At 41.9% G+C, this 22,583-nt stretch carries 27 protein-coding genes; 9 read left to right on the top strand and 18 right to left on the bottom strand.

What is annotated here, in order from left to right; all coding sequences use genetic code 11:
- The first annotated feature begins 29 nt into the window (after nucleotides 1-29).
- The 6 genes from hscB to J6578_RS09815 all read left to right on the top strand — a co-directional run bounded on the left by hscB (nucleotide 30) and on the right by J6578_RS09815 (nucleotide 4,346).
- Nucleotides 30-533, top strand: a complete 504-nt coding sequence (gene hscB, locus J6578_RS09840) for a Fe-S protein assembly co-chaperone HscB (protein ID WP_287954549.1) — start codon at nucleotides 30-32, stop codon at nucleotides 531-533.
- 84 nt (nucleotides 534-617) lie between these two features.
- A complete protein-coding gene (hscA, locus tag J6578_RS09835; protein ID WP_239423536.1) occupies nucleotides 618-2,486 on the top strand; it encodes a Fe-S protein assembly chaperone HscA in 1,869 nt (622 codons plus the stop codon).
- Nucleotides 2,487-2,538: 52 nt separating this feature from the next.
- Complete coding sequence (locus J6578_RS09830) at nucleotides 2,539-3,165, top strand: glutathione S-transferase family protein (RefSeq protein WP_287954548.1); 627 nt, start codon at nucleotides 2,539-2,541, stop codon at nucleotides 3,163-3,165.
- Nucleotides 3,166-3,239: 74 nt separating this feature from the next.
- A complete protein-coding gene (gene fdx, locus J6578_RS09825; RefSeq protein WP_100102591.1) occupies nucleotides 3,240-3,581 on the top strand; it encodes an ISC system 2Fe-2S type ferredoxin in 342 nt (113 codons plus the stop codon).
- A gap of 77 nt (nucleotides 3,582-3,658) precedes the next feature.
- Nucleotides 3,659-3,853 carry a Fe-S cluster assembly protein IscX gene (iscX, locus tag J6578_RS09820; protein WP_239349207.1) on the top strand — a complete coding sequence of 65 codons (195 nt, stop codon included), beginning with the start codon at nucleotides 3,659-3,661 and terminating at the stop codon, nucleotides 3,851-3,853.
- A gap of 136 nt (nucleotides 3,854-3,989) precedes the next feature.
- Complete coding sequence (locus J6578_RS09815; RefSeq protein ID WP_037404891.1) at nucleotides 3,990-4,346, top strand: MmcQ/YjbR family DNA-binding protein; 357 nt, start codon at nucleotides 3,990-3,992, stop codon at nucleotides 4,344-4,346.
- A 217-nt stretch (nucleotides 4,347-4,563) separates the two neighbouring features.
- Here J6578_RS09815 and J6578_RS09810 read toward each other — a convergent pair whose 3' ends face one another.
- The 6 genes from J6578_RS09810 to ribF all read right to left on the bottom strand — a co-directional run bounded on the left by J6578_RS09810 (nucleotide 4,564) and on the right by ribF (nucleotide 11,458).
- Nucleotides 4,564-5,376, bottom strand: coding sequence for an ABC transporter permease (locus tag J6578_RS09810; RefSeq protein WP_287954545.1), 813 nt, complete (start codon nucleotides 5,374-5,376; stop codon nucleotides 4,564-4,566).
- The gene (locus J6578_RS09805) at nucleotides 5,376-6,077 is read right to left on the bottom strand and encodes an ABC transporter ATP-binding protein (RefSeq protein ID WP_037490121.1); all 702 of its coding nucleotides are present in this window, start codon (nucleotides 6,075-6,077) and stop codon (nucleotides 5,376-5,378) included. Before J6578_RS09805 ends, J6578_RS09810 begins: the two co-directional genes overlap by 1 nt.
- Nucleotides 6,074-7,015, bottom strand: a complete 942-nt coding sequence (ispH, locus tag J6578_RS09800) for a 4-hydroxy-3-methylbut-2-enyl diphosphate reductase (protein ID WP_093092248.1) — start codon at nucleotides 7,013-7,015, stop codon at nucleotides 6,074-6,076. Before ispH ends, J6578_RS09805 begins: the two co-directional genes overlap by 4 nt.
- 43 nt (nucleotides 7,016-7,058) lie before the next feature.
- The gene (gene lspA / locus J6578_RS09795) at nucleotides 7,059-7,544 is read right to left on the bottom strand and encodes a signal peptidase II (protein WP_037404887.1); all 486 of its coding nucleotides are present in this window, start codon (nucleotides 7,542-7,544) and stop codon (nucleotides 7,059-7,061) included.
- A 104-nt stretch (nucleotides 7,545-7,648) separates the two neighbouring features.
- Nucleotides 7,649-10,435, bottom strand: a complete 2,787-nt coding sequence (gene ileS, locus J6578_RS09790; RefSeq protein WP_287954543.1) for an isoleucine--tRNA ligase — start codon at nucleotides 10,433-10,435, stop codon at nucleotides 7,649-7,651.
- Between the two features lie 93 nt (nucleotides 10,436-10,528).
- Complete coding sequence (gene ribF / locus J6578_RS09785) at nucleotides 10,529-11,458, bottom strand: bifunctional riboflavin kinase/FAD synthetase (protein ID WP_100102596.1); 930 nt, start codon at nucleotides 11,456-11,458, stop codon at nucleotides 10,529-10,531.
- Between the two features lie 240 nt (nucleotides 11,459-11,698).
- Here ribF and J6578_RS09780 point away from each other — a divergent pair, with 240 nt between their 5' ends.
- A complete protein-coding gene (locus J6578_RS09780; RefSeq protein WP_093092254.1) occupies nucleotides 11,699-12,448 on the top strand; it encodes an amino acid ABC transporter permease in 750 nt (249 codons plus the stop codon).
- Between the two features lie 250 nt (nucleotides 12,449-12,698).
- A complete protein-coding gene (locus tag J6578_RS09775; protein WP_287954542.1) occupies nucleotides 12,699-13,733 on the top strand; it encodes an NAD(P)-dependent alcohol dehydrogenase in 1,035 nt (344 codons plus the stop codon).
- A gap of 97 nt (nucleotides 13,734-13,830) precedes the next feature.
- On the opposite strand, the gene J6578_RS09770 is transcribed toward J6578_RS09775, so the two are convergent.
- Nucleotides 13,831-14,085: a hypothetical protein gene (locus J6578_RS09770; protein WP_287954541.1), complete on the bottom strand. Its 255-nt coding sequence runs from the start codon at nucleotides 14,083-14,085 to the stop codon at nucleotides 13,831-13,833.
- A gap of 272 nt (nucleotides 14,086-14,357) precedes the next feature.
- On the opposite strand from J6578_RS09770, the gene J6578_RS09765 reads away from it, so the two are divergent.
- Nucleotides 14,358-14,942: an RNA 2'-phosphotransferase gene (locus J6578_RS09765; protein ID WP_093092277.1), complete on the top strand. Its 585-nt coding sequence runs from the start codon at nucleotides 14,358-14,360 to the stop codon at nucleotides 14,940-14,942.
- 168 nt (nucleotides 14,943-15,110) lie between these two features.
- On the opposite strand, the gene J6578_RS09760 is transcribed toward J6578_RS09765, so the two are convergent.
- From J6578_RS09760 to J6578_RS09710, 11 genes are all read right to left on the bottom strand, one after another.
- Nucleotides 15,111-15,986, bottom strand: a complete 876-nt coding sequence (locus J6578_RS09760) for a hypothetical protein (RefSeq protein ID WP_287954539.1) — start codon at nucleotides 15,984-15,986, stop codon at nucleotides 15,111-15,113.
- Between the two features lie 181 nt (nucleotides 15,987-16,167).
- The gene (locus J6578_RS09755; RefSeq protein WP_239427993.1) at nucleotides 16,168-16,692 is read right to left on the bottom strand and encodes a hypothetical protein; all 525 of its coding nucleotides are present in this window, start codon (nucleotides 16,690-16,692) and stop codon (nucleotides 16,168-16,170) included.
- A complete protein-coding gene (locus J6578_RS09750; RefSeq protein ID WP_239427994.1) occupies nucleotides 16,692-17,114 on the bottom strand; it encodes a hypothetical protein in 423 nt (140 codons plus the stop codon). The genes J6578_RS09755 and J6578_RS09750 overlap by 1 nt, the downstream gene beginning before the upstream one ends.
- Nucleotides 17,115-17,703: 589 nt before the next feature.
- Nucleotides 17,704-18,336 (bottom strand): hypothetical protein, encoded by a 633-nt coding sequence (locus tag J6578_RS09745; RefSeq protein WP_100113706.1) that lies wholly within the window; start codon nucleotides 18,334-18,336, stop codon nucleotides 17,704-17,706.
- A 287-nt stretch (nucleotides 18,337-18,623) separates the two neighbouring features.
- Complete coding sequence (locus tag J6578_RS09740; RefSeq protein ID WP_085166152.1) at nucleotides 18,624-18,845, bottom strand: hypothetical protein; 222 nt, start codon at nucleotides 18,843-18,845, stop codon at nucleotides 18,624-18,626.
- A gap of 225 nt (nucleotides 18,846-19,070) precedes the next feature.
- The gene (locus tag J6578_RS09735; protein ID WP_287954533.1) at nucleotides 19,071-19,241 is read right to left on the bottom strand and encodes a hypothetical protein; all 171 of its coding nucleotides are present in this window, start codon (nucleotides 19,239-19,241) and stop codon (nucleotides 19,071-19,073) included.
- 355 nt (nucleotides 19,242-19,596) lie between these two features.
- Complete coding sequence (locus tag J6578_RS09730) at nucleotides 19,597-19,860, bottom strand: RHS repeat domain-containing protein (RefSeq protein ID WP_287954531.1); 264 nt, start codon at nucleotides 19,858-19,860, stop codon at nucleotides 19,597-19,599.
- 120 nt (nucleotides 19,861-19,980) lie between these two features.
- Complete coding sequence (locus J6578_RS09725; protein WP_287954529.1) at nucleotides 19,981-20,217, bottom strand: hypothetical protein; 237 nt, start codon at nucleotides 20,215-20,217, stop codon at nucleotides 19,981-19,983.
- Between the two features lie 109 nt (nucleotides 20,218-20,326).
- Nucleotides 20,327-20,569, bottom strand: coding sequence for a hypothetical protein (locus tag J6578_RS09720; protein WP_239427998.1), 243 nt, complete (start codon nucleotides 20,567-20,569; stop codon nucleotides 20,327-20,329).
- Nucleotides 20,570-20,855: 286 nt separating this feature from the next.
- A complete protein-coding gene (locus tag J6578_RS09715) occupies nucleotides 20,856-21,383 on the bottom strand; it encodes a hypothetical protein (protein ID WP_287954527.1) in 528 nt (175 codons plus the stop codon).
- Between the two features lie 475 nt (nucleotides 21,384-21,858).
- Nucleotides 21,859-22,506, bottom strand: a complete 648-nt coding sequence (locus J6578_RS09710; RefSeq protein ID WP_287954526.1) for a hypothetical protein — start codon at nucleotides 22,504-22,506, stop codon at nucleotides 21,859-21,861.
- Nucleotides 22,507-22,583 lie beyond the last annotated feature (77 nt).

Here is a 22,583-nt window from a genome sequence, read left to right as displayed (position 1 = left end):
AACCCTGTTGTCACCACAAGGTGAACTGCATGAACCAATACTTTGCCCTTTTTCAATTACCTGAACAGTTTGATATTGACGACAAACAGCTGGAGCAGAATTATCGCCTGCTGGCCGCACAGTGCCATCCAGATAAATTTGCAGCCAAAAGTGCTTTCGAACAGAAACAGGCAATGATGTTGGCCACTACGATAAACGAAGCTTATCGTATCCTGAGCAATCCCTTAGATCGTGCCGCATATCTGTTACAACAGCAGAATATTGACGCAGATGCACCGGAACACACTCATTTTCCAGCCGATTTCTTAATGCAACAAATGCAATGGCGTGAAACATTGGAAGACGCCCGTGCCAAAGCGGATGCAGCAACACTACATGAGCTGGCTGCTACGATTCAGCAGGAGCAAAACAAATTGAATCAGGAGCTGATTACCGCTTTCACGCAGAATCAACTGGAAAAGGCGGCCGAGCTGGTACGTCTGGGTCGTTTTTTACAGAAATTACAGACAGAAATTCAGGCAGCACTGCCCTGATATAATCATCGTTATAGCAGCAAACATGGTTTGAAAAAAATCAAATCGTTAAGTCATTTTTAAAATCAGGACAAAATTCAGATTATGGCCTTATTGCAAATTGCCGAGCCCGGCCTATCCTCTGCCCCGCATGAACACCGTCGCGCTGTTGGTATTGACTTAGGTACAACCAATAGTCTGGTGGCAACCATACGCAGTGGCCATGCAGAATGCCTTGCAGATGAACAGGGGCGGATTACACTGCCCTCAGTTGTACGTTATCAACAGGATTGTCCTCCAGAAGTAGGAACAGACGCATTAAAAGCCCAGCGGATTGACCCAGCTAACACCATCAGTTCAGCTAAACGTTTGATTGGCCGTAGCCTAGACGATATCAGAAATCAATCTGAAACCCGCTATTTACCTTATCATTTTACAAATGATGAGCGCATCATCAGTATTCACACTCGCGCCGGTAATAAAACCCCGATTGATGTTTCCGCTGATATCCTGCGTGTTTTGAAAACGCGGGCAGAAAATAGCTTAGGCGGAGAACTTGCCGGTGTCGTAATTACAGTACCAGCTTATTTTGACGATGCACAGCGTCAGGCAACCAAAGATGCCGCCCGGCTGGCAGGTTTGCATGTTTTACGGTTACTTAATGAGCCAACTGCTGCTGCCATTGCCTATGGTCTGGATAATGCCGCAGAAGGAACATTCATTGTTTACGATCTTGGTGGCGGAACATTTGATGTGTCAGTTTTAACCCTAAGCCGCGGCTTATTTGAAGTTAAAGCAACTAATGGCAACAGTGCCCTAGGTGGTGACGACTTCGATCAACGTCTGTTCTGCTGGTTGCTGGAACAGAATAAACTATCTCAGTTAAATGCGCAGGACAGTGCGCTATTACAATCGCTCTCGCGTGCAGCCAAAGAAGCCCTGACCAATGAAGCATCAACCACCATTGCAGCTACCCTCTCCAATGGCCAGCAGATTCTCACTGATATCAGTCGCGATACCTTCCATCAGCTAACCCAGCCACTGGTGGCCAAAACACTGGAACCAGTTAAACAGGCCATGCGTGATGCCAATATCAGCAAAACTGATATCAAAGGCGTAATCATGGTAGGTGGTGCTACCCGTATGCTGCATGTGCAGCAGGCTGTAGCAACTTTCTTTGGTCAAACACCACTGAATAACCTCAATCCCGATGAAGTAGTGGCACTAGGAGCGGCCATGCAGGCTAATGTACTGGCCGGCAATAAAAATGATGATGAGTGGTTGCTGCTGGACGTAACCCCATTATCACTGGGTCTAGAAACTTATGGTGGGCTGGTAGAAAAAGTAATTCCGCGTAACAGCACCTTGCCCACTGCCCGTGCTCAAGAATTTACAACTTTTAAAGATGGCCAAACGGCTATGATGATCCATGTGGTTCAAGGCGAACGCGAACTGGTTAGCGATTGTCGCAGTCTGGCACAATTTACCCTGCGCGGCATTCCACCAATGGCAGCCGGAGCAGCTCGCATACGGGTAACATTTCAGGTCGATGCTGATGGTTTATTATCGGTATCTGCCCGCGAACAAACCACAGGCGTACAAGCTCATATTGAAGTGAAACCATCGTATGGCTTAGACGATACCGTCATTACCCAAATGCTGAAAGACAGTTTTACCCATGCACAGGCAGATGCCCAACAGCGTGCCCGTGCTGAGGCCACAGTAGAAGCAGAAAGCATTATTGCAGCGGTTAGTAGCGCCCTGACACTGGATGCTGATTTACTCAGCAGCGAAGAACAGCAGGCCATTCAGACAGCACTTGACCAAACCCAACACCAGATTAAGCATGGCCATGCACAGGATATCCGCGATGCCATACATAGCCTGAGTCACGCAACTGATGAGTTTGCGGCCAGACGCATGAACCGCAATATTCAGCGCGCCCTACAAGGCAAAAACGTCAGTGAAATCTGAGATTTTCCCGCAGACACATCAAAATGTTTGCCTATACATAGGAGATAACAAAATGTTAAAACTATATTACATAGCTGGTACCTGTTCATTCGTCCCACATGTGGCCCTGCAATGGAGCGGGCTGCAATACACTGCTGAAGAAGTAGGTCGCGACACCGTTAAATCGGCACAATATCTGGCCTTGAATCCACAAGGCCAAGTACCTTTACTTACAGACGGTAACTGGGCACTTAGCCAGAACATAGCCATTATCGATTACATTAATGACCTTGCGCCCGACAAAGGTATTTATGGTGTCGCAGCCAACAATGATCCTAAAGCCCGTGCCAAAGCACGTCAGTGGTTAGCTTTTGCCAATAGTGATTTACATTCAGGATTCAAACCTATTTTTGGTGCAGCCAGAATGATTGAGGGCGAAGAAGCACAAAACAAGCTTAAAACCAATGCCTGTGATGCAGTAGCCAAAATGTTTGCTGGAATTGATCAAGTTGTGGCACAACAGGATTACTTAACCGGGAACAGCATCAGTATTGCCGATGTTTACGTTTATATAGAAATGCGCTGGGCGCAAAGATGTAAAATTGACCTGAGCCAATACCATAACCTGAATGCATTTTATCAGCGCGTAGAAGCTGATGACGGCATCACCGCTGTATTGAAAGCTCAAAGACTGATTTAATACCAACCTCGGCGTGGCTAATTGCACTTCTTAAAACCAGCCACGCCTGCATTATTTAGAAATACGGAACCACCATGCCCAAAATTACTGTACTGCCTCATCCTCAACTCTGTCCTGAAGGAAAAGTATTAGACAACATTCCCTCAGGAACCAGCATTTGTGATGCATTACTTGAGCATGATATTGAAATTGAACACGCTTGCGAGCAATCCTGTGCCTGTACAACCTGTCATGTTCTGATTCGAACAGGATACGACAGCCTGCCTGAACCAACCGAACAGGAAGAAGATTTACTGGATCAGGCTTGGGGGCTGGAAGCAGATTCACGCCTGAGCTGTCAGGCAAGACTGGCTGACCATGACGTCACAATTGAAATTCCCAAATACACCATTAACCACGCGCGTGAAGAGCATTAAAATTAAACCGTATCGGTAAACTACCCTGAAACTTTATATTCCCTTGCCAATCATCCGCATCAATACAGATTTACACCATGAAATGGACTGATATACACCGCATTGCCGAAGAACTGGCAGACCGCCACGAAGACATTGACCCTGTCAACATTCGTTTTACCCAATTGCGCGAACTGATACTGGCCTTACCAGAATTTAATGACAAACCTGAACACTGTGGCGAACGCATACTTGAAGCAATTCAGCAAGCATGGATTGACGAGACCGCCTGAGTCTAACTACATCCAACCACCACAATGCCAGCAACAACTTAATCTTGGCAACAGCACTCAACTATTTGCAGCCAAACCGATTAGCCATTCTACGGAGTAAACATTAGCTTTAGTGAATTGAAAAAAGGAAATAATCATGAGCCTTAAAAACAGATTAATTGAATACACCCAAACATTGACTGATATTCAAATTGATCATCCGTTTAAGAAATTTCCTGATTATAAAGTACTTCGACACAAGAGTAATCGTAAATGGTTTGGTTTAATTATGGTAGTTGAGAAAAATAAATTAGGCATTAACACTAATGACAAAGTGGAAATAATCAATATCAAATCCGATCCAGAATTAATTTCTACCATAAAAAATAGTTCCGGATTATTTCCAGCTTATCATATGAATAAAAATAACTGGCTTACAATATTATTAGACGGTTCGGTACCATTCGAACAAATAATCAGTTTATTAGACTATAGCTACAAATTAACTATTTAAACTTGACGGATAACACTTAACAACAAAATAAATGGCACTGACTAAACTAATAATCAGTGCTTTAAACAACTAACTTCTAAAAATGGAAACTAAAATCGAAATTACAGCATATTTTGTGCACTACTTACCCTGCAAAAACTAATCAATTAGAGTTTAGATTAACAATAAAGAATATTTATCTGACATTATAGCTAACCAGCTTATCCAACTGGAAAACCTAAACCTTTTCCACTTTTCGGCGTTGCAAACGCCAGCTACAAAACTGCCAGCAGCGATTAAATACATGGCGATAGACCAACACCGCACATAACAAACAGCCACCAGCCGAACCAGCACAAATCAGAAACATAGTTAGCAACTGAAAACGAATTGCCTGATCCGGCGAAGCACCGGCCAGAATCTGCCCGGTAATCATACCCGGCAGGCTTACCAGCCCTACCACACTTAACTGATTAATCGTTGGCAACATACCGGCCACTACCGCCGAGCGCGCAGTATCCCTATACGCTTCCCAGCCTGTTGCCCCCATACACAGCATCACTTCAACCCGCGCCTGTTGCTGGCGTAAATCCTGCGTTAACCGATCCAAGCACAAAGCTACAGCCGTCAAACAATTACCCAGCACCATGCCTAAAATAGGAATCACATATTGCGGTGAATACCACGGCTGAATATGCAGCACCGCATACAGCCCTACTGCCGCACTCAGCCACGAAGCCAGCCAAACCGAAGATAAAGCATCCCGCGTCAGACCACGATAAACATAGCTCCCACGCGAACGCGCCGAAAAACCGGCTATCACAGTCATGACAACAATAATCAGCAGTACCCAATACCATTGATTAGCCGCAAATATCCATTTCAGCAGCAAACCAACAATCGATAATTGCACCACAGCCCGCACTGCCGACACCAAAATACGCTTGGTCAGACCCAGCCTCAGCCATAATGAAACACCGGCACTCACCAGAATCAGTAGCGAAGCCAAAGCCAATTCCGCAATACTAATATCATTAGCCCCTTGCATCATTACCTCCCAGCCTGTGCTGATTTTCGGGTATGAGTAATCCTACCAGCATCCAGATACCAGATTTCATCGCCTACTTCCATCACCTGCTGCTCACTATGCGAAATCCACATATAAGCAGCCTCAGGATTATCCTGCTGCCACTGATTAACCAGTTTCTGTACCGCACGGGCAGAGTCTTCATCCAGCGAAGCGGTCGGTTCATCCAGCAACAAAACCGGTGGCTTTAACTGCAATATGCGCAGCAAACATACCAATTGTGCTTCACCACCAGATAAATCCGTTGCATCACGCTCCAGAAAATTTTCATCCTTGCCCAAATTCTGCAATACTTGTTGCACATAATCTGGCTGGAATTGCTTTTGCTGATAAAAACGCAAAGTAAAAGGCAGCCGCAAATTATCGCGTACAGTTCCCGGAATCAGCATAGCCTGTTGCCGGACATAGGCAATCTGGCTGCGATGCTGCGCAATACAGCGTGCATTTAAGCGCACAGGCTGATTATAACGGTACAACGTACCCGCAGCAGGTAAATCCAGCAAGGAAATTGTGCGCAAAAAAACCGATTTTCCTGCCCCTGATGCACCACTGATAGCCACACGCGCGCCAGCCATAAGCTGAAAATCAATATCCTGCAATAGCATCCTGCCATCATCATGAGCGCGCTGACACACACCCTTACCGGATAAAACAAGCGTACTCATGATGAACTACGCAGTTCTTTCGGCAGCACAAACATAATATTTTCCTCCACACCGGCATCCTCAGTCACTGTTGGGTACCCCCAAGAAACAATAGTCTGTACAACATCATTCACCAGCACCTCCGGTGCAGAAGCACCGGCAGTAATGCCTACCCGCTGCTTCCCGCTGAACCACTGCGTTTGCAGACAACCGGCATTGTCAACCATATAAGCATCAACACCAAGTAAAGCTGCAACCTCACGCAAACGATTACTGTTCGAACTATTGGGAGAACCCACCACAATTACCACATCGCAGATCGCAGCAAGCTTCTTTACTGCTTCCTGACGATTAGTGGTTGCATAACAAATATCCTCTTTATGCGGACTTTTAATATTAGGAAAACGCTGTTTCAACGCAGCAATAATCCCACTGGTTTCATCAACCGAAAGCGTTGTCTGGCTCACATGTGCCAGCTTGTCCTCATTACGAACCTCTAAACCGGCCACATCAGCCACTGTTTCCACCAGCAACATCGCACCTGGCGGCAATTGCCCCATCGTCCCTTCAACCTCGGGATGGCCTTTATGTCCAATCATCACAATCTGATAGCCCTGCTCATCAAGCCGTGACACCTCCTTGTGTACCTTGGTCACCAAAGGGCAGGTAGCATCAAAAATGCGAAAACCACGTGCCACCGCCTCCTGTTGTACAGCCTGCGATACACCATGAGCCGAATAAATCAGCGTTGCTTCCGGCGGCACATCATCCAGATTTTCAATAAATACTGCACCCTTATTGCGCAGATTATCGACCACAAACTTATTATGTACCACTTCATGCCGTACATAAATCGGTGCACCATATTCCTCCAGTGCCCGTTCCACAATACTGATAGCACGGTCAACACCAGCACAAAATCCACGCGGATTGGCCAGCAAAATCTTCTTGTTACTCATTAAACTTTCCGTTATCTGGCCGATTTCACCACAGACAAATCAATCAGACTGCCTTTCTCTTTTGATGAAAAATACTTTCCAGCACCAGCAACACCGCCCCAACACAAATCAGACTATCAGCAACATTAAATGCCGGATAAAACCAATTATGGTAGTAGAACAGCAGAAAATCAACCACATGCCCATGCACCAGCCGGTCAACTACATTACCAATAGCGCCTCCGATAATCAGCGCAGCAGCTAACTTGCCCATCGCCCCGAATTCATCCCGGATAATAGCTTGCAGCAAGTAAATACAGATAATCAGCGCCAATCCCATAAAAAAGAACTTTTGCCAGCCACCCGCATCAGCAAGAAAACTAAATGCTGCACCCGGGTTGTACACCAAAGTCAAATCAAAAAAACCCGGTATGACCGGCATTCTTTCCAAATATTGCACATGCTGCAAAATCATATACTTCGACAACTGATCAGCTATCAAACCCAAAATGATAATTGCACCATACAAAAACATTTTTTTACGTTGCATAACCTTACCCAAAACTACAACAGGCGTGACCGACCAAATCTGCCACGCCTGAGTTATTCAAATCATACCAGCATAACTGGCAACAAAAGAGCCATCATCCTGCATCAAGCATACAGCCGTTGTTCACCAGCACCATCAATATTAAGCGCACAACGACCACAGATAGTCGGGTGCTGCGGGTCTGTACCAACATCATCCGTATAATGCCAGCAACGTTCACATTTAGTGCCCTGATCCACAGTCACAGTAGCGGATAGCTCAGCGCCCTCCTCCACCGTTACCTTAGCCACCATCAGCACAAAACGCAGCTCATCACCAAGCGCACTTACAAAAGGCAGCATTTGCGCCGGCACTCGAATAGCTACATCTGCCTGCAATGAAGACCCAACACTCTTGTCAGCACGCAACGACTCAATTGCCCCATTCACCGTATCCCGTACCGCACGCACCGCCTGCCATTTCTGCATCAGCCCAGCCACCTCAGCTTCTGCCATAGACGGGAACACATGCATAGTATGGTACAGCACACTGTCCTCATCATCACCTGTCAATACCGCCCATGCTTCCTCAGCAGTAAAACAAAGAATCGGGCTCAGTAACAACACCAGATTACGCGTAATATGATACAGCGCAGTCTGCGCACTACGACGGCCATGACTATCAGCCTGCATCGTGTACAAACGGTCTTTCAGAATATCCAGATAGAAAGCACCCATATCCTCAGAACAGAAATGCACAATATCCTGTACCGCAAAATGGAATGCATAGCGAGCAAAATAATCACCAGCCACACGCTCCTGTAACTGCTGTGCCAGTACCAGAGCATAACGATCCAGTTCCAGCATATCAGCAACAGCCACAGCATCCGTATCCGGATTAAAATCACTCAGATTGGCCAGCAAAAAGCGCAGCGTATTACGCAAGCGACGATAGCTTTCAGAAACTCGTTTCAGAATTTCATCAGAAATTGCCAGCTCACCAGAATAATCCGTAGATGCCACCCATAAACGCAGAATATCCGCGCCCAGACTGTCATTCACCTTTTGCGGTGCGACCACATTGCCCACAGATTTAGACATTTTCTGCCCATTACCGTCCACCACAAAACCATGAGTCAACAACTGTTTATACGGAGCACTGCCAACCGTAGCACAGGCAGTCAGCAACGAAGACTGGAACCAGCCACGATGCTGATCCGAACCCTCCAGATACAAATCAGCCGGCCAAGCCAACTCTGGACGCTGGCGCAATACCGCATAATGAGTACTGCCAGAATCAAACCATACATCCAGCGTATCCGGCAACTTGTCATACTCGTCTGCATCTGCGCCCAACAGTTCATGCTTGTCCAGCGCAAACCATGCCTCAATCCCGTGCTGCTCAATCCGTTTAGCTACCTCTTCCAGCAACTCAGCTGAACGCGAATGCAGCTGGCCAGTTTCCTTATGCGCAAAAAACGCCATCGGTGTACCCCAGTAACGCTGACGAGATACCACCCAGTCCGGACGCCCTTCAATCATCGCCTCCAGACGTGCACGACCCCAAGCAGGGAAAAACTCAGTTGCATCAACCGCATCCATGGCCTTATTACGCAGCGTTTTACCATCAGCACCATCCTTATCCATACCGATAAACCACTGACCGGTTGCCCGATAGATCAAAGGCGTTTTATGGCGCCAGCAATGCGCATAACTATGCGTAATTTTACCGTTAGAGAGCAACTTACCCTCTTCAGCCACCCAGTCAATCACCACCGGATTACCTTCCCAGACCGTCATACCAGCCACGCGTGGCACATCACTGATATAGCGTCCTTCAGCATTCACCGGGTTATACAACTGAATTCCATAACGCAGACAGGCAAAATAGTCATCCAAACCATGCGCCGGTGCCGTGTGTACCATACCTGTACCAGCCTCAGTAGTCACATGCTCACCCAGCAACACCGGAATATCCCGATCCAAAAATGGATGATTCAAATGCAGATTTTCCAGCTTCCGCCCAGCTACCTCAGCCAGTACCGCCGTATCATCAGCACCAAAGCCATAGCGACCCAAAGCAGCTTCTGCCAGCTCCTTAGCCAGCACCAGCTTACCTTTAGGCGTATCAACCAACTGATAAACCACCTCCGGCCCTACACAAATTGCCTGACTGGCTGGCAAAGTCCATGGCGTTGTCGTCCAGATAACACCATAAGCTTCACCCAATACCTCATTTAAACCAAAAGCCTGCGCCACAGCAGCGTTATCCTTAAACTGATACGCCACATCAATCGCAAAAGACACCTTATCCTTATACTCTACTTCGGCCTCCGCCAAAGAAGAACCACAATCCAGACAGAACTGCACCGGTTTTTCACCACGGTACAAATAACCACCCTGCTGAATCCGGCCCAGAGTACGCACAATATCTGCCTCAGTTTGATAGTCCATAGTCAGATAAGGATGTTCCCAGTCACCCAGCACACCCAGACGCATAAAATCCTGTTTCTGCCGCGCAATCTGTTCGTGCGCATACTCACGGCATAACTCACGGAACTTTGCTGCCGGAATATTCTTGCCATGCTTCTTTTCTACCATCAGCTCAATCGGCAAACCATGACAATCCCAGCCCGGCACATAAGGCGCATCAAATCCGGCCAGCGTCTTACTGCGAATAATAATATCCTTCAACACCTTATTCACAGCATGACCAATATGAATATCACCATTGGCATATGGAGGGCCATCATGCAGAATAAACTTTGGCCGTCCGGCAGCCAGCTTGCGCAGCTTCTGATAACGCTTTTGCTCATACCATGATTTCAGCCAGCTACCTTCACGCTTAGCCAGATTGCCGCGCATCGGAAACGGCGTATCCAACAAATTTACAGTTTTACTATAGTCAGTCATGACCTTCTCTTCAAAATATATCTAATTATCTAATAATACAATAACAATACAATTCAACAATTTTTTACGGCCACCCAAACACCATCTGGCAATTCAGGTAGCCTGCCATATTCGCGCCGCATCCATATCAGCAAAAATCTGCGCCTGCAACGCCGTCAGCGAATCAAACTTCAACTCATCACGCAACTTGTGCAAAAAATGCACCTGTAAACGTTGCCCGTATAAATCATCAGCACAATCAAAAATATGCACCTCAAGCTTCTGCTGACTACCCGCAGATACCGTTGGATTTTTACCAAAACTGGCCACGCCCCGCTTACGCCCGAAAGCACCAACTACATCCACCACAAACACCCCGTTTAGCGCATAATGCAAAGCTGGCAAATGTATATTGGCTGTCGGACAACCCAGCTCACGCCCCAGCTTAGCACCATGCTTCACCCGGCCACTGAGCGTATAGTCATGTCCCAGCAACAACCGCGCATAAGCCAGATTACCAGCTGCCAGCGCCATCCGTACCGCCGTACTGGATGCACGCACATCCTCAACCAGCACAGATGGCGTACGCTCCGTTACAAAACTAGTCTGCTCCTGTAACAAAGCAAAATCACCACTGCGGTGTGCGCCAAAACGAAAATCATCACCCACCAGCAAATAGCGCGCAGATAACTGTTTCATCAGCATCTGCCTGATAAAATCCATCGGCTGCATAGATGCAAACTGCTGATTGAACCGCAACACATATACCGCATCCACACAACCACTTGCAGCAAGCAAATTCAACTTATCGCGCAAAGGCGTCAACCGGAAAGGCAAAGTTTTCCCTGCCTGCTGCGCAAAAAACTCCTGAGGTTGCGGCTCAAATATCATTACTACCGAACCAAGCCCGCGCTGACAGGCTTCCTGACGTAAACGCAGTAAAATATGCCGATGCCCACAGTGCACCCCATCAAAATTACCGATTGTTACTGCCGTACCGCCAGACCAATCCGGCTGCTGCCCGCTCCCCAACCAAACTTGCATACAATTCTTGAATGAATCAAATAATAAAACGCACCATTGTAAACATTTCAGCCAACCTTAGCCAGCGTAATTAATCAGCATTTTCCCACCCCATCAACCTGCAAATCTGCTTTATTCTCAATAGCAAACAAATTTCATACAGATAAAACAGCATTTCTTGCTAAAATAGCGGTTATTTAGCGCTAAGGCTTCTCACAGCCAACTGCATGCAACATCTCAAAAACCACATTAGGTAACACAATGGCCTTTCGTTTCGACATCATCTACGAATACCGCGAAATGTTTTATTACGGCGCACTTACCACCCTTGGCGTCACCTTAATCTCCACATTGATGGGCACCTTACTTGGCCTAATATGTGCCATTGCCCGCGTAATCCGCATAGAAAAAGGCGGCTTACCCGTGCGAGCCCTAGTATGGGTATTGCGGCAGATCTCACTACTATATGTCACCATCTTTCGTGGCACACCCTTATTCGTACAGATTTTCATCTGGTACTTCGTCTGGTTTCCGCTCCTTATCAACCCCACCGACGGCCTGATTATCAGCGGCGATCTCGCCATCGAACTGCGCCGCAACTATGGTGCACTCATTGCCGGTATACTGGCACTTTCCGTTAACTCTGGTGCCTACATCACCGAAATCTTCCGCGCAGGCATCCAATCAATTGATCGCGGCCAGTTTGAAGCATCTCGCTCCCTTGGTCTCAGCTACACACAAGCCATGCGCTACGTCATCCTGCCCCAAGCCATCCGCCGCATGCTGCCACCGATTGGGAACGAATTCATCACCCTACTTAAAGACAGCTCCCTGCTTTCAGCCATCGCCGTTGCCGAGCTCGCCTTTGCCGCCCGAGCCGCAGCCGGACGTTACCTTACCTACGACACCCCACTTTACACAATTGCCATCATTTACCTGATTATGACCATAGCCCTAAGCTGGTTCTTCTCATCGCTGGAGAAAAAATACAATAAAGGTTATCAACATTAACTCATAATCATTGCAAGAAAATAAACAAAACCAATTAGACAGGGCTGCCGGATTTATCCGGCAGCCCTGTCTTTATTCAACTCCTACCAAAACATCTGCTTAACAAGCAATCAAAATAATTAACCGCCATCTGTCAATAGTGAACACATTAAATATAACTAATAAAATTATTCAATACTTGACTTTAATTAAAGAAATTGCTTAACTAATTATCTACATACCTATCTCAATAAGATGAAAGAGAGAAACCATGAAAGCCGTCAGACTACATGCCAAAAACGATATACGGATAGACGAAATCGAAAAACCAAAACCCAAAGCTGGTGAAATACTAATTAAAATCGGCGCAGCAGGTGTTTGTCATTCCGATTTACACCTGATTCATATGGGCATACCTGATGGAGCACCACCATTTACCCTCGGGCACGAAAACGCCGGCTGGATTGCTGAGCTGGGCGAAGGAGTTACAGACTTTCAAATAGGCGAAGCCGTCATGGTCTATGGACCATGGGGCTGCGGCCACTGCGCACCCTGTCAGCAATCCATGGAAAACTACTGTGAACACCAGTCCGAATCCCCCATTCTCGGTGGCGGTCTGGGTACCAATGGCGGCATGGCCGAATACATGATTGTCCCGTCGAGTCGTTTACTGATTCCTCTGCATGAATTGCAACCAGAACAAGTTGCCCCCCTTTCCGATGCAGCACTAACCCCATACCATGCAATCAAACGTTCCAGCAGCAAAATAACACCCTCATCTTTCGTCTTCGTCATAGGTATTGGCGGTTTAGGACATATGGCCGTACAAATCCTGAAAAAAGTATATTCTGCCACCATTATTGCGGGTGATATTGCTGACGATAAACTGGAATTAGCCAAAAAATACGGTGCAGATTACGTAGTCCGTACCGATAGAGACACCAATAGCATCGTCGAAGAAATTACCCACATCACTGGCGTCAAAAAATGTGCCGTTGTACTCGACTTTGTAGGTAATAATCCAACTCTGGCCTTAGGTGCACAAACAGTTGGCTTAAACGGAGACTGGACAGTAGTCGGACTGGGAGGCGGCAAACTCGATTGGCACTGCATGAACCAGCCATGGGGCGCATCACTCTGTACTCCTTACTGGGGTTCACGCGTCGAACTGATGGAAGTACTGGATTTGAAAAGAAAAGGCCTTATCGACATCGAATACACCACCTATCCCTTGTCTCAAGCCCTGGAAATATACGACAAACTCTCTAAAGGGCAAATCAAAGGCAGAGCCGTACTCATTCCTTAACCTCCTTAACAACAAACGGGCCGAGGGATTTTATCAACCTCAGCCCGTTTTACATACAAAACATCCACCCACCTTATAACCATTTAAACTGAATCATTTACCATTCACCATCCAAAAAATCATCCAGTGCATCTTGTATAGAAGGAAACCACGCCAGAAAAGGCGAGTCTATTTCCGCAATAACCTGTTCGGAATAATATTTTTTCTGATCTAATATATTCTTAATCACATTATCTTCATAAATATGATCCAGCGTCACCACAGCAAACTGGTGCTCATCTAATCGTTCAATAATATTTGCTCGACATAAACAATTATTGTATTTCAATAAAACCTTATGTTCTATAAACATAGCTCACCCGCAGTCACATAATTTGTTCATTCAACTCCAAATAAACTACACATCTATCCGTTCATAACACCACTGATTGAACTCATCCCAAAAGCCAGAGCAAATTGCAGATATTCCCGTTTATATGAATCCACATACCGCATAAACTTCTTATCATCATTAACAATATCCGAAACACATTGCAGCATCTGCATATGGCTGCCACTTGTCAAAGCATGTATTATCTCCGCAATAAAATCAATATCAGTAACATCAACAAATGGAAAACCAAAATGACGAACAAAACCAACCAGACCAGTAAATTTCTAAGCTACATATTAAGACACCAGCCCGAAGCCATAGGTCTTACCCTAAATCCAGATGGGTGGGTAAACATCGATATCCTAATAAAACAGGCAAATCTACACGGAGAAACATTAAACAGAGAAATAATTGACCAAATAGTACAGACCAGCGATAAAAAACGTTTCACCATTTCCGAAAATGGCCAGAACATCCGCGCAGCGCAAGGACACTCCACCAAACAGGTTGATATAGCATATAGCGAGCAGAAACCCCCTGAATTTCTATATCACGGTACAGCTACAAGATTCTTAAACTCAATAAACCAGCAAGGGCTGCTACCGGGGAGCCGTCATTATGTACATCTGTCTACCAATGCCGAAACCGCAGCCACAGTCGGCGCGCGTCATGGAAAACCCATTATTTTGCAAATAAACGCTTTAACCATGTTTCAAGCAGGCTATAAATTCTATCTGGCCGATAATGGCGTATGGCTAACCCAAACCATACCGGCAAAATATTTCCATTTATATCAGCACAGAAATCAGCCTGATGCAACAGTATCAGACTTATAAATAGCCCTAAGAGTACAACCACAGAATAAGAGCAGAAAATATTAACCTATTCAATATCAAAATTTTTAAAACAAAGCGACTCAAATACTATCCCTTTATCGCACCAGTAAACATAAATCTCAGAATTCATGCCAAATAAAATACTCATATCAAACATATTTCAAAAACTTATAATTTTGATTTTAAATTTTCCAAAATTTCAATCGAAGTATTCAACTCATCGAAAGGTTCAAACTCATCCCTTAATTTATAAAGCACAGACAATAAAGCAATATCACCCAAATCTCCTGCTGCCTCAACCAAGTCATCATATACCGGTTCCTTACCTAATTCATTCATCAATACCTGAGTTACCCGCTTATCACGCAACTTAGCCAAACCAACCATAGCCTCCAAGCGAACATCAAAATCACCATCCTGCAACAATAAAACCAAACAGTTTCTAACCTCAGGAGAATCATATCCGTTCATATGAACAGCAAATGCAGCCCAACCTCTTACTGAGCTATGACTATCGCTCAATAGCTTGATTAACAACGGTATTGATGCCTTACTATCAAAAGTTGATAAAGCAAAAGCCGTACTTTCTCTCACATTTACAGATTTATCCAATACCGTATTTTTAGCCAATTCCAATAACAAACCGGCATTTTTATTATTCCGGCGACAACGATGTCCGAAAGACGACACCGCATAAGAGCGGACTAAAACAGATTTATCAGTTAAAGCTAAATGACCAAGTATTTCAAGAGATACTTTTTCCTCAAACGTAGATAACTTGATTTGGCCTAAAATAAAAGCAGCTAATGCTCTGCGCTTATAATTACCATCTGAACAATCCATCTGAGCCAGCTTAATAACCCTACGCCCACCCTCTAGCTGTAATATTTTTGCAGCTTCCATCGCCAGCATAAAATCATTATGACCCAGCAAAGCAATCAACTTATCTTCCGGCAGATTTCGACATCGCTCCCGATACTGAAACTCAATATCCTCTTTCTTCTTACTATAAGCAGATCTTGCCATTAAAATACCCCAGAACATTTACAACACATTCTAATCCCGTATTTCATCATAAGCACAACATATCAAATTAAATTTTTTATCCAACAACATAAACTTTATAAAGCAAATCCATCACAGCCCAAAACATAACCACAACCTAAAGCTCATAAATAAAAAATTGCAATATCCCTACCAGCAAATCTTAAAAATAACCATTCATTCATAACTCATCCATATTTTCATTATTAGATAAATACAAATATTTAAATTTCTTATTTCCGGCTAAATTGATATTTTCATCATTTAAATAAATAAACTTAACAACCTCCCCATTCAACAATCTCTTCACCTCATCAAATGACTTTACCTTATACCGAGAACTTATAATCAAATCTCCGTCCTCAAAAGGTATCATCTCCTTATCGTTCCTTCGAGAAGATTGCCACGATAAAGGCAATATTTTCCTTATTCCCAATACTTTACAGACCCCGAGACCATCACCATACCAACATCTTTCATATGCACCAGAAGAATCATTATTAATTTCTCTTCGAGTTTCCGAATTAAAAAATGCACATCCAGCTCCGTTAGCCAAGCTCACATTCTTTTTTATCTGCCGATAAAGCTGTCTTCTGCTATTTGCATGAATTAAAAGGAATTCCTCATCAATAGAAAAATCCTTCTGCTGTTTATTATCTTCTGTAGCTAACGTAGTACTAACCATATCAACCACAAACCACCCCATTACATCATCTCCATTGCTTTGGCCAGATAATCATTACCATAATCATAATAATCCAACCTAACCTCATCACCCTGCGCAAACCTTGCCGCATTTTTCAGACTATCTGTATAAAATAATGAATAGGCCAGTTCACAACCACTATCTGAAACACCATCGAAAACACCATCTACTTTAGTTGTTATCGAACAAAATTTTCTAGTACCAAGTAATACTTTCCTGACTTTCTTATGCTGCCGAACAATAATTTGTTGGTTTTGTTGCTTAAGAAAATCTATTTTTGCCATTACCTTTTCCCTGAGCTCATCATTATCCCTAAATTTAAAATAGTAGTATTCCTCTTCCAGAATAAATTCACCTTGTTCTTCCAATCTTGTTCCATCTTCTACAATCAAGAAAATAAAACTTACAGAGCCAGCTTCCATTAATACCTCTCAACACCATAGTAAACAAAACATGTTTAACTTAAAAATCATGCCAATCAATTTACCAATCACGCCATCCATTTACACCTGAGCATCTTATTATTACAACATCAGCAACTACCATAGCCTATTTTTTTCACTGGCACATACTTTCACAAACAGCACATACAAACAGATACCAGAACAGCATCTTCTTAATAATTTCAGATATATACCAAATATATCCATTGCCACTCTAAATAGCTATCTCAATAAAACTAATCAATATCACTTAGTTCCGGATATTGCTCATATATCAGGTCTAAAATATTTACCTGAAGTTCCCCGATTATCATCCACACAGCTCTTTTCAGCATTTTATATTCAACTTGAGATAATTGCCCCTCAGTTCCCAAAAGCAATTTAGACAATAACCTTACTGTCTCCATTGATACATCATTTATCCTAATCGCCGTAGCCCTTTACATAATAGATGCTCCGCTACTCAAACCACAATACTAACCAGAAAGACTCAATTAAAATATAACTACCCACCAGAAAATCGTAAAACCCAACATAGCCATTCCACTTAGCCAAATTACCTACGTATTTAACCTTTACCATAAAGCTCATCAATCAACTGATTATATTCTAAATAATAATCTCTAAACCTTTCCTTATCATACAAACGTTTATAAAGATATGTTCTTCTATAAATTGCATATAAAGTATCTTTTCCACTATAGTTATCCATTTCCCAATCTTTAATGTCTATTTCCCATTGTTTGAGTGTAAATAATTGAATTTTTTCATAGTCAGACAAAAAATTTAATTTTTTTATTAATACAGTTTCTCTTAATCGGGCAATAGTCATATAACGATAAATATATTCATTACTCAGTTTATTTTTATCCAGATTAGTCTTAAATTTTTCATTTCTTAAAATCCTGAATGCATGCCGAGCCAGACAAAAACGATGAGGGCTTTTCCAGTCAACAGGTCTACCTAACTGCTTCAAATGGTTATCAGCTCTGATAACACATTCTTTCTTATCCGGTTTTTCAATATAAAAGTCAAAAAAAGAATAAGCCTCAAGAGTATCTAATCTATAAACAACAATAGCGACTTTAATGCCATTATCAACATCGTCTACATCCATAGTATATGCTTCAAAATATTCATTTTTTCCTACACGCACAGGTACTAATTGCCAATATTTGTGATTTAAATATCTATTACACATGCATCACTCCATTAATTTACAAAGAAAATCAATTAAAAATAACACAACCCATTATAATAAATAGCTATATCGATAACCCTACCCCTATAACATAAAATCATACTGCTTAACTGGATTAATATCTGTTACATATAATCTTAGCCAAATTTCCTCCAGCTAAAAAATCTACTAGTCAAACTATAAACACACAATTAAACCTAACCAATATAAAACCATGTCATAACATTATATAATGGCATATTTTTGGCCAGCCTTTAAACCTAAACTTATTTACATAAAAATCTTAATTAATCAAGTTCTTTAGGTTTAAGATGCGGGTGTCTGATATATATATTTTTTAAAACATCCCAATATATAATACTCATCAATTGAGCAACAACCTTACGATAAGCAATAAATTCGTTTTCAGAACAACACTCTTGTACCTGCAATAATGATTCATCTAACTCACGCGTTGTTTTTAAAAGCAAATCACTAATATTTTGAGCAACTACTTGATTTTCTATCATATAAGTACCCCTTAGCAGTCATTGTCTTCCCAATGCCTTCTTCCGCAAATCCAAAACTTAAATCCATTATTTCCACTGAGTAAAGCTTCTTCCAAACACCTTTCTCAGCCCATCTCCCTAACTATACAGCCTCATTGCTCTTCAAACTCTTCGCAATTTTCCTCGTCCCCATCAATAAAACCATAATCTAAAACAAGCTCCCTCCCAGTCCAACGGCAATACCCTTTATCCCCCAATCACTATCGGTTTTATAGCACTGCCTACAGCCTCTCCTATTACCGCGTCTGTTACGCCACAGCTAACTGTTCCCACACCAGACAATACCAAGGTATATCCAGCTTTGTTTAATCTTTCTCCCACAGCGATACCTACAGCACTACTAGTCGCAGCATCCATTACAGATATCACTTTAGCACCTCATTCAGCTCCCTGTGTATAACCTCTTTTAGATTTATTCAGTACACAACCCCAATACGATAAACCATATAGCCCGTACAACAGCAAACTCCCATCTGCATAACCATAAGTACTTATTCTATCCGCCAACCTTATCATACCACTCTGGCTTTACCGCCCAGTCTGCGCATCCCAATCACGGAATGAATTGTATGCCCTCCGGTCGCGGCATCGCCGTAGAGACTCAGCAAGTATCAGCTCATCATTATCAGATTATTTGCAACGCTATTGATTTTTCAGCTCCGTTCTCTATTACCGTTTATCGCCTGTTACAGCGTGCCCAGCAGACCAGTTATCAGGTAATGATAGCTGGTTTCAGTGTCTGGCTTTCGCCCAGATTAGCCTGCCACAAGAGGCTGGCGACCCAGCCACTATCTGGCTTCCAATCAAACATTACCCACATTTTGCCATTCTGATCCTGTTCAGCTATTAGCTCATCGCTGCCATAGATATAGTAGATGCTCTTGCCGTTTATGGTTTTGCTGATGCGGCGGCCAAACGGGTCGTACTGGTAGCTGGCTATTTCTCCGCTGGTATTGCTGACTTTACTCAGTCGCACTGCGGCGTTATAGCTAAAGTTTCAACTTTAAATCAAACATTTAAAAACTATCCCGCAATATAGTAAATAGCAGGATAATTATATTTAATTTTTAACTAAAAAATACATCCCTTTAATCTATTAAAACCTTTTTCTTTCTAATAATTTAAACTCAGGGTTTGGTGCAGAATAATGAATTAAACCGGCAACATCAGTATCTACCATTATTCCAGTTTTACATATATCTATCCATGATTCATAATTAAATTCAGGAAGATAATCTTTTGAATCAAAAGAACATAATACTATACCAGTCATCCCTCCTTCTAAACTAAGTTTATCTCCCGCCCTTATTTCATCACCATTTGGATAATTCATTTTAACTCCATACTTAAATAAATTTCAATTAATATTAATCACCTAGCATTCTAATCAAATAATAAAACCTAGCCATATATCACTTCTATTCGATCATTCTTATTCAATCCTATGGCTTAGAATCAGCTCTGCTTAATAAAATCAAGTCGTAATCAGCATATGAATAATGGACTAACCCACCACCATATGTCTTAATCATAACCCCCGATTTACATACATCAGTAAATGTTTCGTACTCAAAATCAGGAAAATATTCTTTTGTATCAAAACAACATATAATGATTCCTTCAAGTCCTCCACCAAAAGTGACTACATCACCTAATTCAACTTTTCCACCAGCAGCATAATTCATATACTTTCCTTAATTAGCCATATCTCCATCAAATATTGACCTGAATGGCAAGAGTATGTAACCACCCTGTCATTCAACCCTATCCAACACCTTGGATATATCATCCTTTCTACTCATCATAATCACAAAAGCAGTTGTATAACAGCCCAGTACCAGCATCTTTGAAAAGTACAATCTCCAAAAATAACGACATCGCCAAGTTCTGCTATTTATAATTAAAAAAGATTAATTAAATCATATTACTAATCAAATAAGGCCCATATAACTAAATTTCATAAATAAAAGCTTAATTAACTCTTAATTTAATCCTAAAACACTTCCAAATGTAATTTAATCCATAGATTGTCAAAAAAGCCAGTAGCATCGCCAGCACTATATAATCAAAAGTATCTAATCTTGACTTTATAGGTATTATATTATTATTCACAACTTGATAAGTAGACCAGACAGTTCTCTCTGGATCTTTAAATTCAGTTTCAATTTGATGACCATTTTCGATTTTCTTTATACTATATGAAAAGCTTGACGGCGTATCATCACCAGCATCCCATTCCTTACGATCAACTTTCTTTTCAGAAATAAAAGAAAAATCTTCCTTTTGAAAATCCTTAAGTTTACTTAAGTTTAATGGATAAAAAGTCTCATCATCAAATACAACTATAGTAAAATCACCATGTAGAGTTTCTTTATCCGCATATCTCATATCGTAATATGAAATTAAATATAAAAAAATCTTTATCAGTAAAAAAAATATTACAAAATTTATTGTATAAATTTTTAGTTTCTCAAAAAAAATATACATTATTTTCTTCATATTTCATCTCCATAAAAAACATAGATTGCAAAAACAATCCAAGTTTAAAGGTTAATTATATCTTTATATTATACTTGCACTGACCAGTTTCTATTGCTGGTTCAAATATCCCACGTAAAGTTAAACCTTGGCTTAACCAGAAATAAGCTGCTTTTGCTGCATTCTGATGCCTTTCTTGATCCATATTTCGCGTTGGCTCTACCATTGCTTTAAATAAGCACAATATAAATCTATTTTTTGACAATACCTCCGGCTACTACACCCTATGGTTCCATTATCATTCATATCACCCACCTACAACTGCAACAGTCCCCAATATAATCACTGTTTAAAAAATGATGGCCACAGTTTTCCATTACCGATACCCAAATTTTAATATCCTTAATTAAACAAAATTCAAATTATAATCTTACTACCCACTAAAAAGTGTATGAGCTAATATAACCATCCCTCCCTGACAAAATCATTACCATATCTAATTTTCACCATAAAGCTGATCTATTTTTTTATTGTATTCTATATAGTATTGTTTAAATTTTTCTTTATCCAATAATCTTTTATACAAATATGTTCGCCTATGAATATTAAATAAAATATCTTTTCTACTGTAATTACTTAATTCTTTATCTTTTAGTTTTATTTCCCAATCTTTCAAAGTAAATAGTTGAATTTTTTCTTCATCAGACAACCTATTTAATTTTTTTATGAATGCAGCCTCTTTAAATTGGGAGATTAGCGTATAACGATAAATATCATTGCTATTTAGCTTATTTTTCTCTAAATCTATTTTAAATTTTTCATTTCTTAAAATTATAAATGCATGTCGAGCAATGCAGTAGCGATGCGGTTTTTGCCAGTCAACTGGTCTACCTAACTGTTTAAGGTATTCATGTGTTTTAATATACCATTCTTCTTTGTCTTTTTTATTTTTATTAACAGCATCAATATAAAAATATGAATAAGCCTCAAAAGTATCCAACCTAAAAACTACAATAGTGATATACAGATTGTTTTTTTGATTGCTATCCTCTACATCAATAATAAAAGATTTAAAGAATTCATTCTTTCCTGGGCACAATCCTAATATGTCCCAGTGACAATGACCTATTAAATTTTCACGCATCAATTATTCCTATCTATAAAAAACTGGATAGGCTACACTAATTCATACAACTTTTTTAGGGGGTAAGGTAAACTTAA

The sequence above is a fragment of the Snodgrassella sp. genome, from assembly GCF_024103505.1.
Classification (GTDB): domain Bacteria; phylum Pseudomonadota; class Gammaproteobacteria; order Burkholderiales; family Neisseriaceae; genus Snodgrassella; species Snodgrassella communis.
Note: the sequence above shows the minus strand (reverse complement) of the source record. Positions and strands in the feature narration are given on the sequence as shown.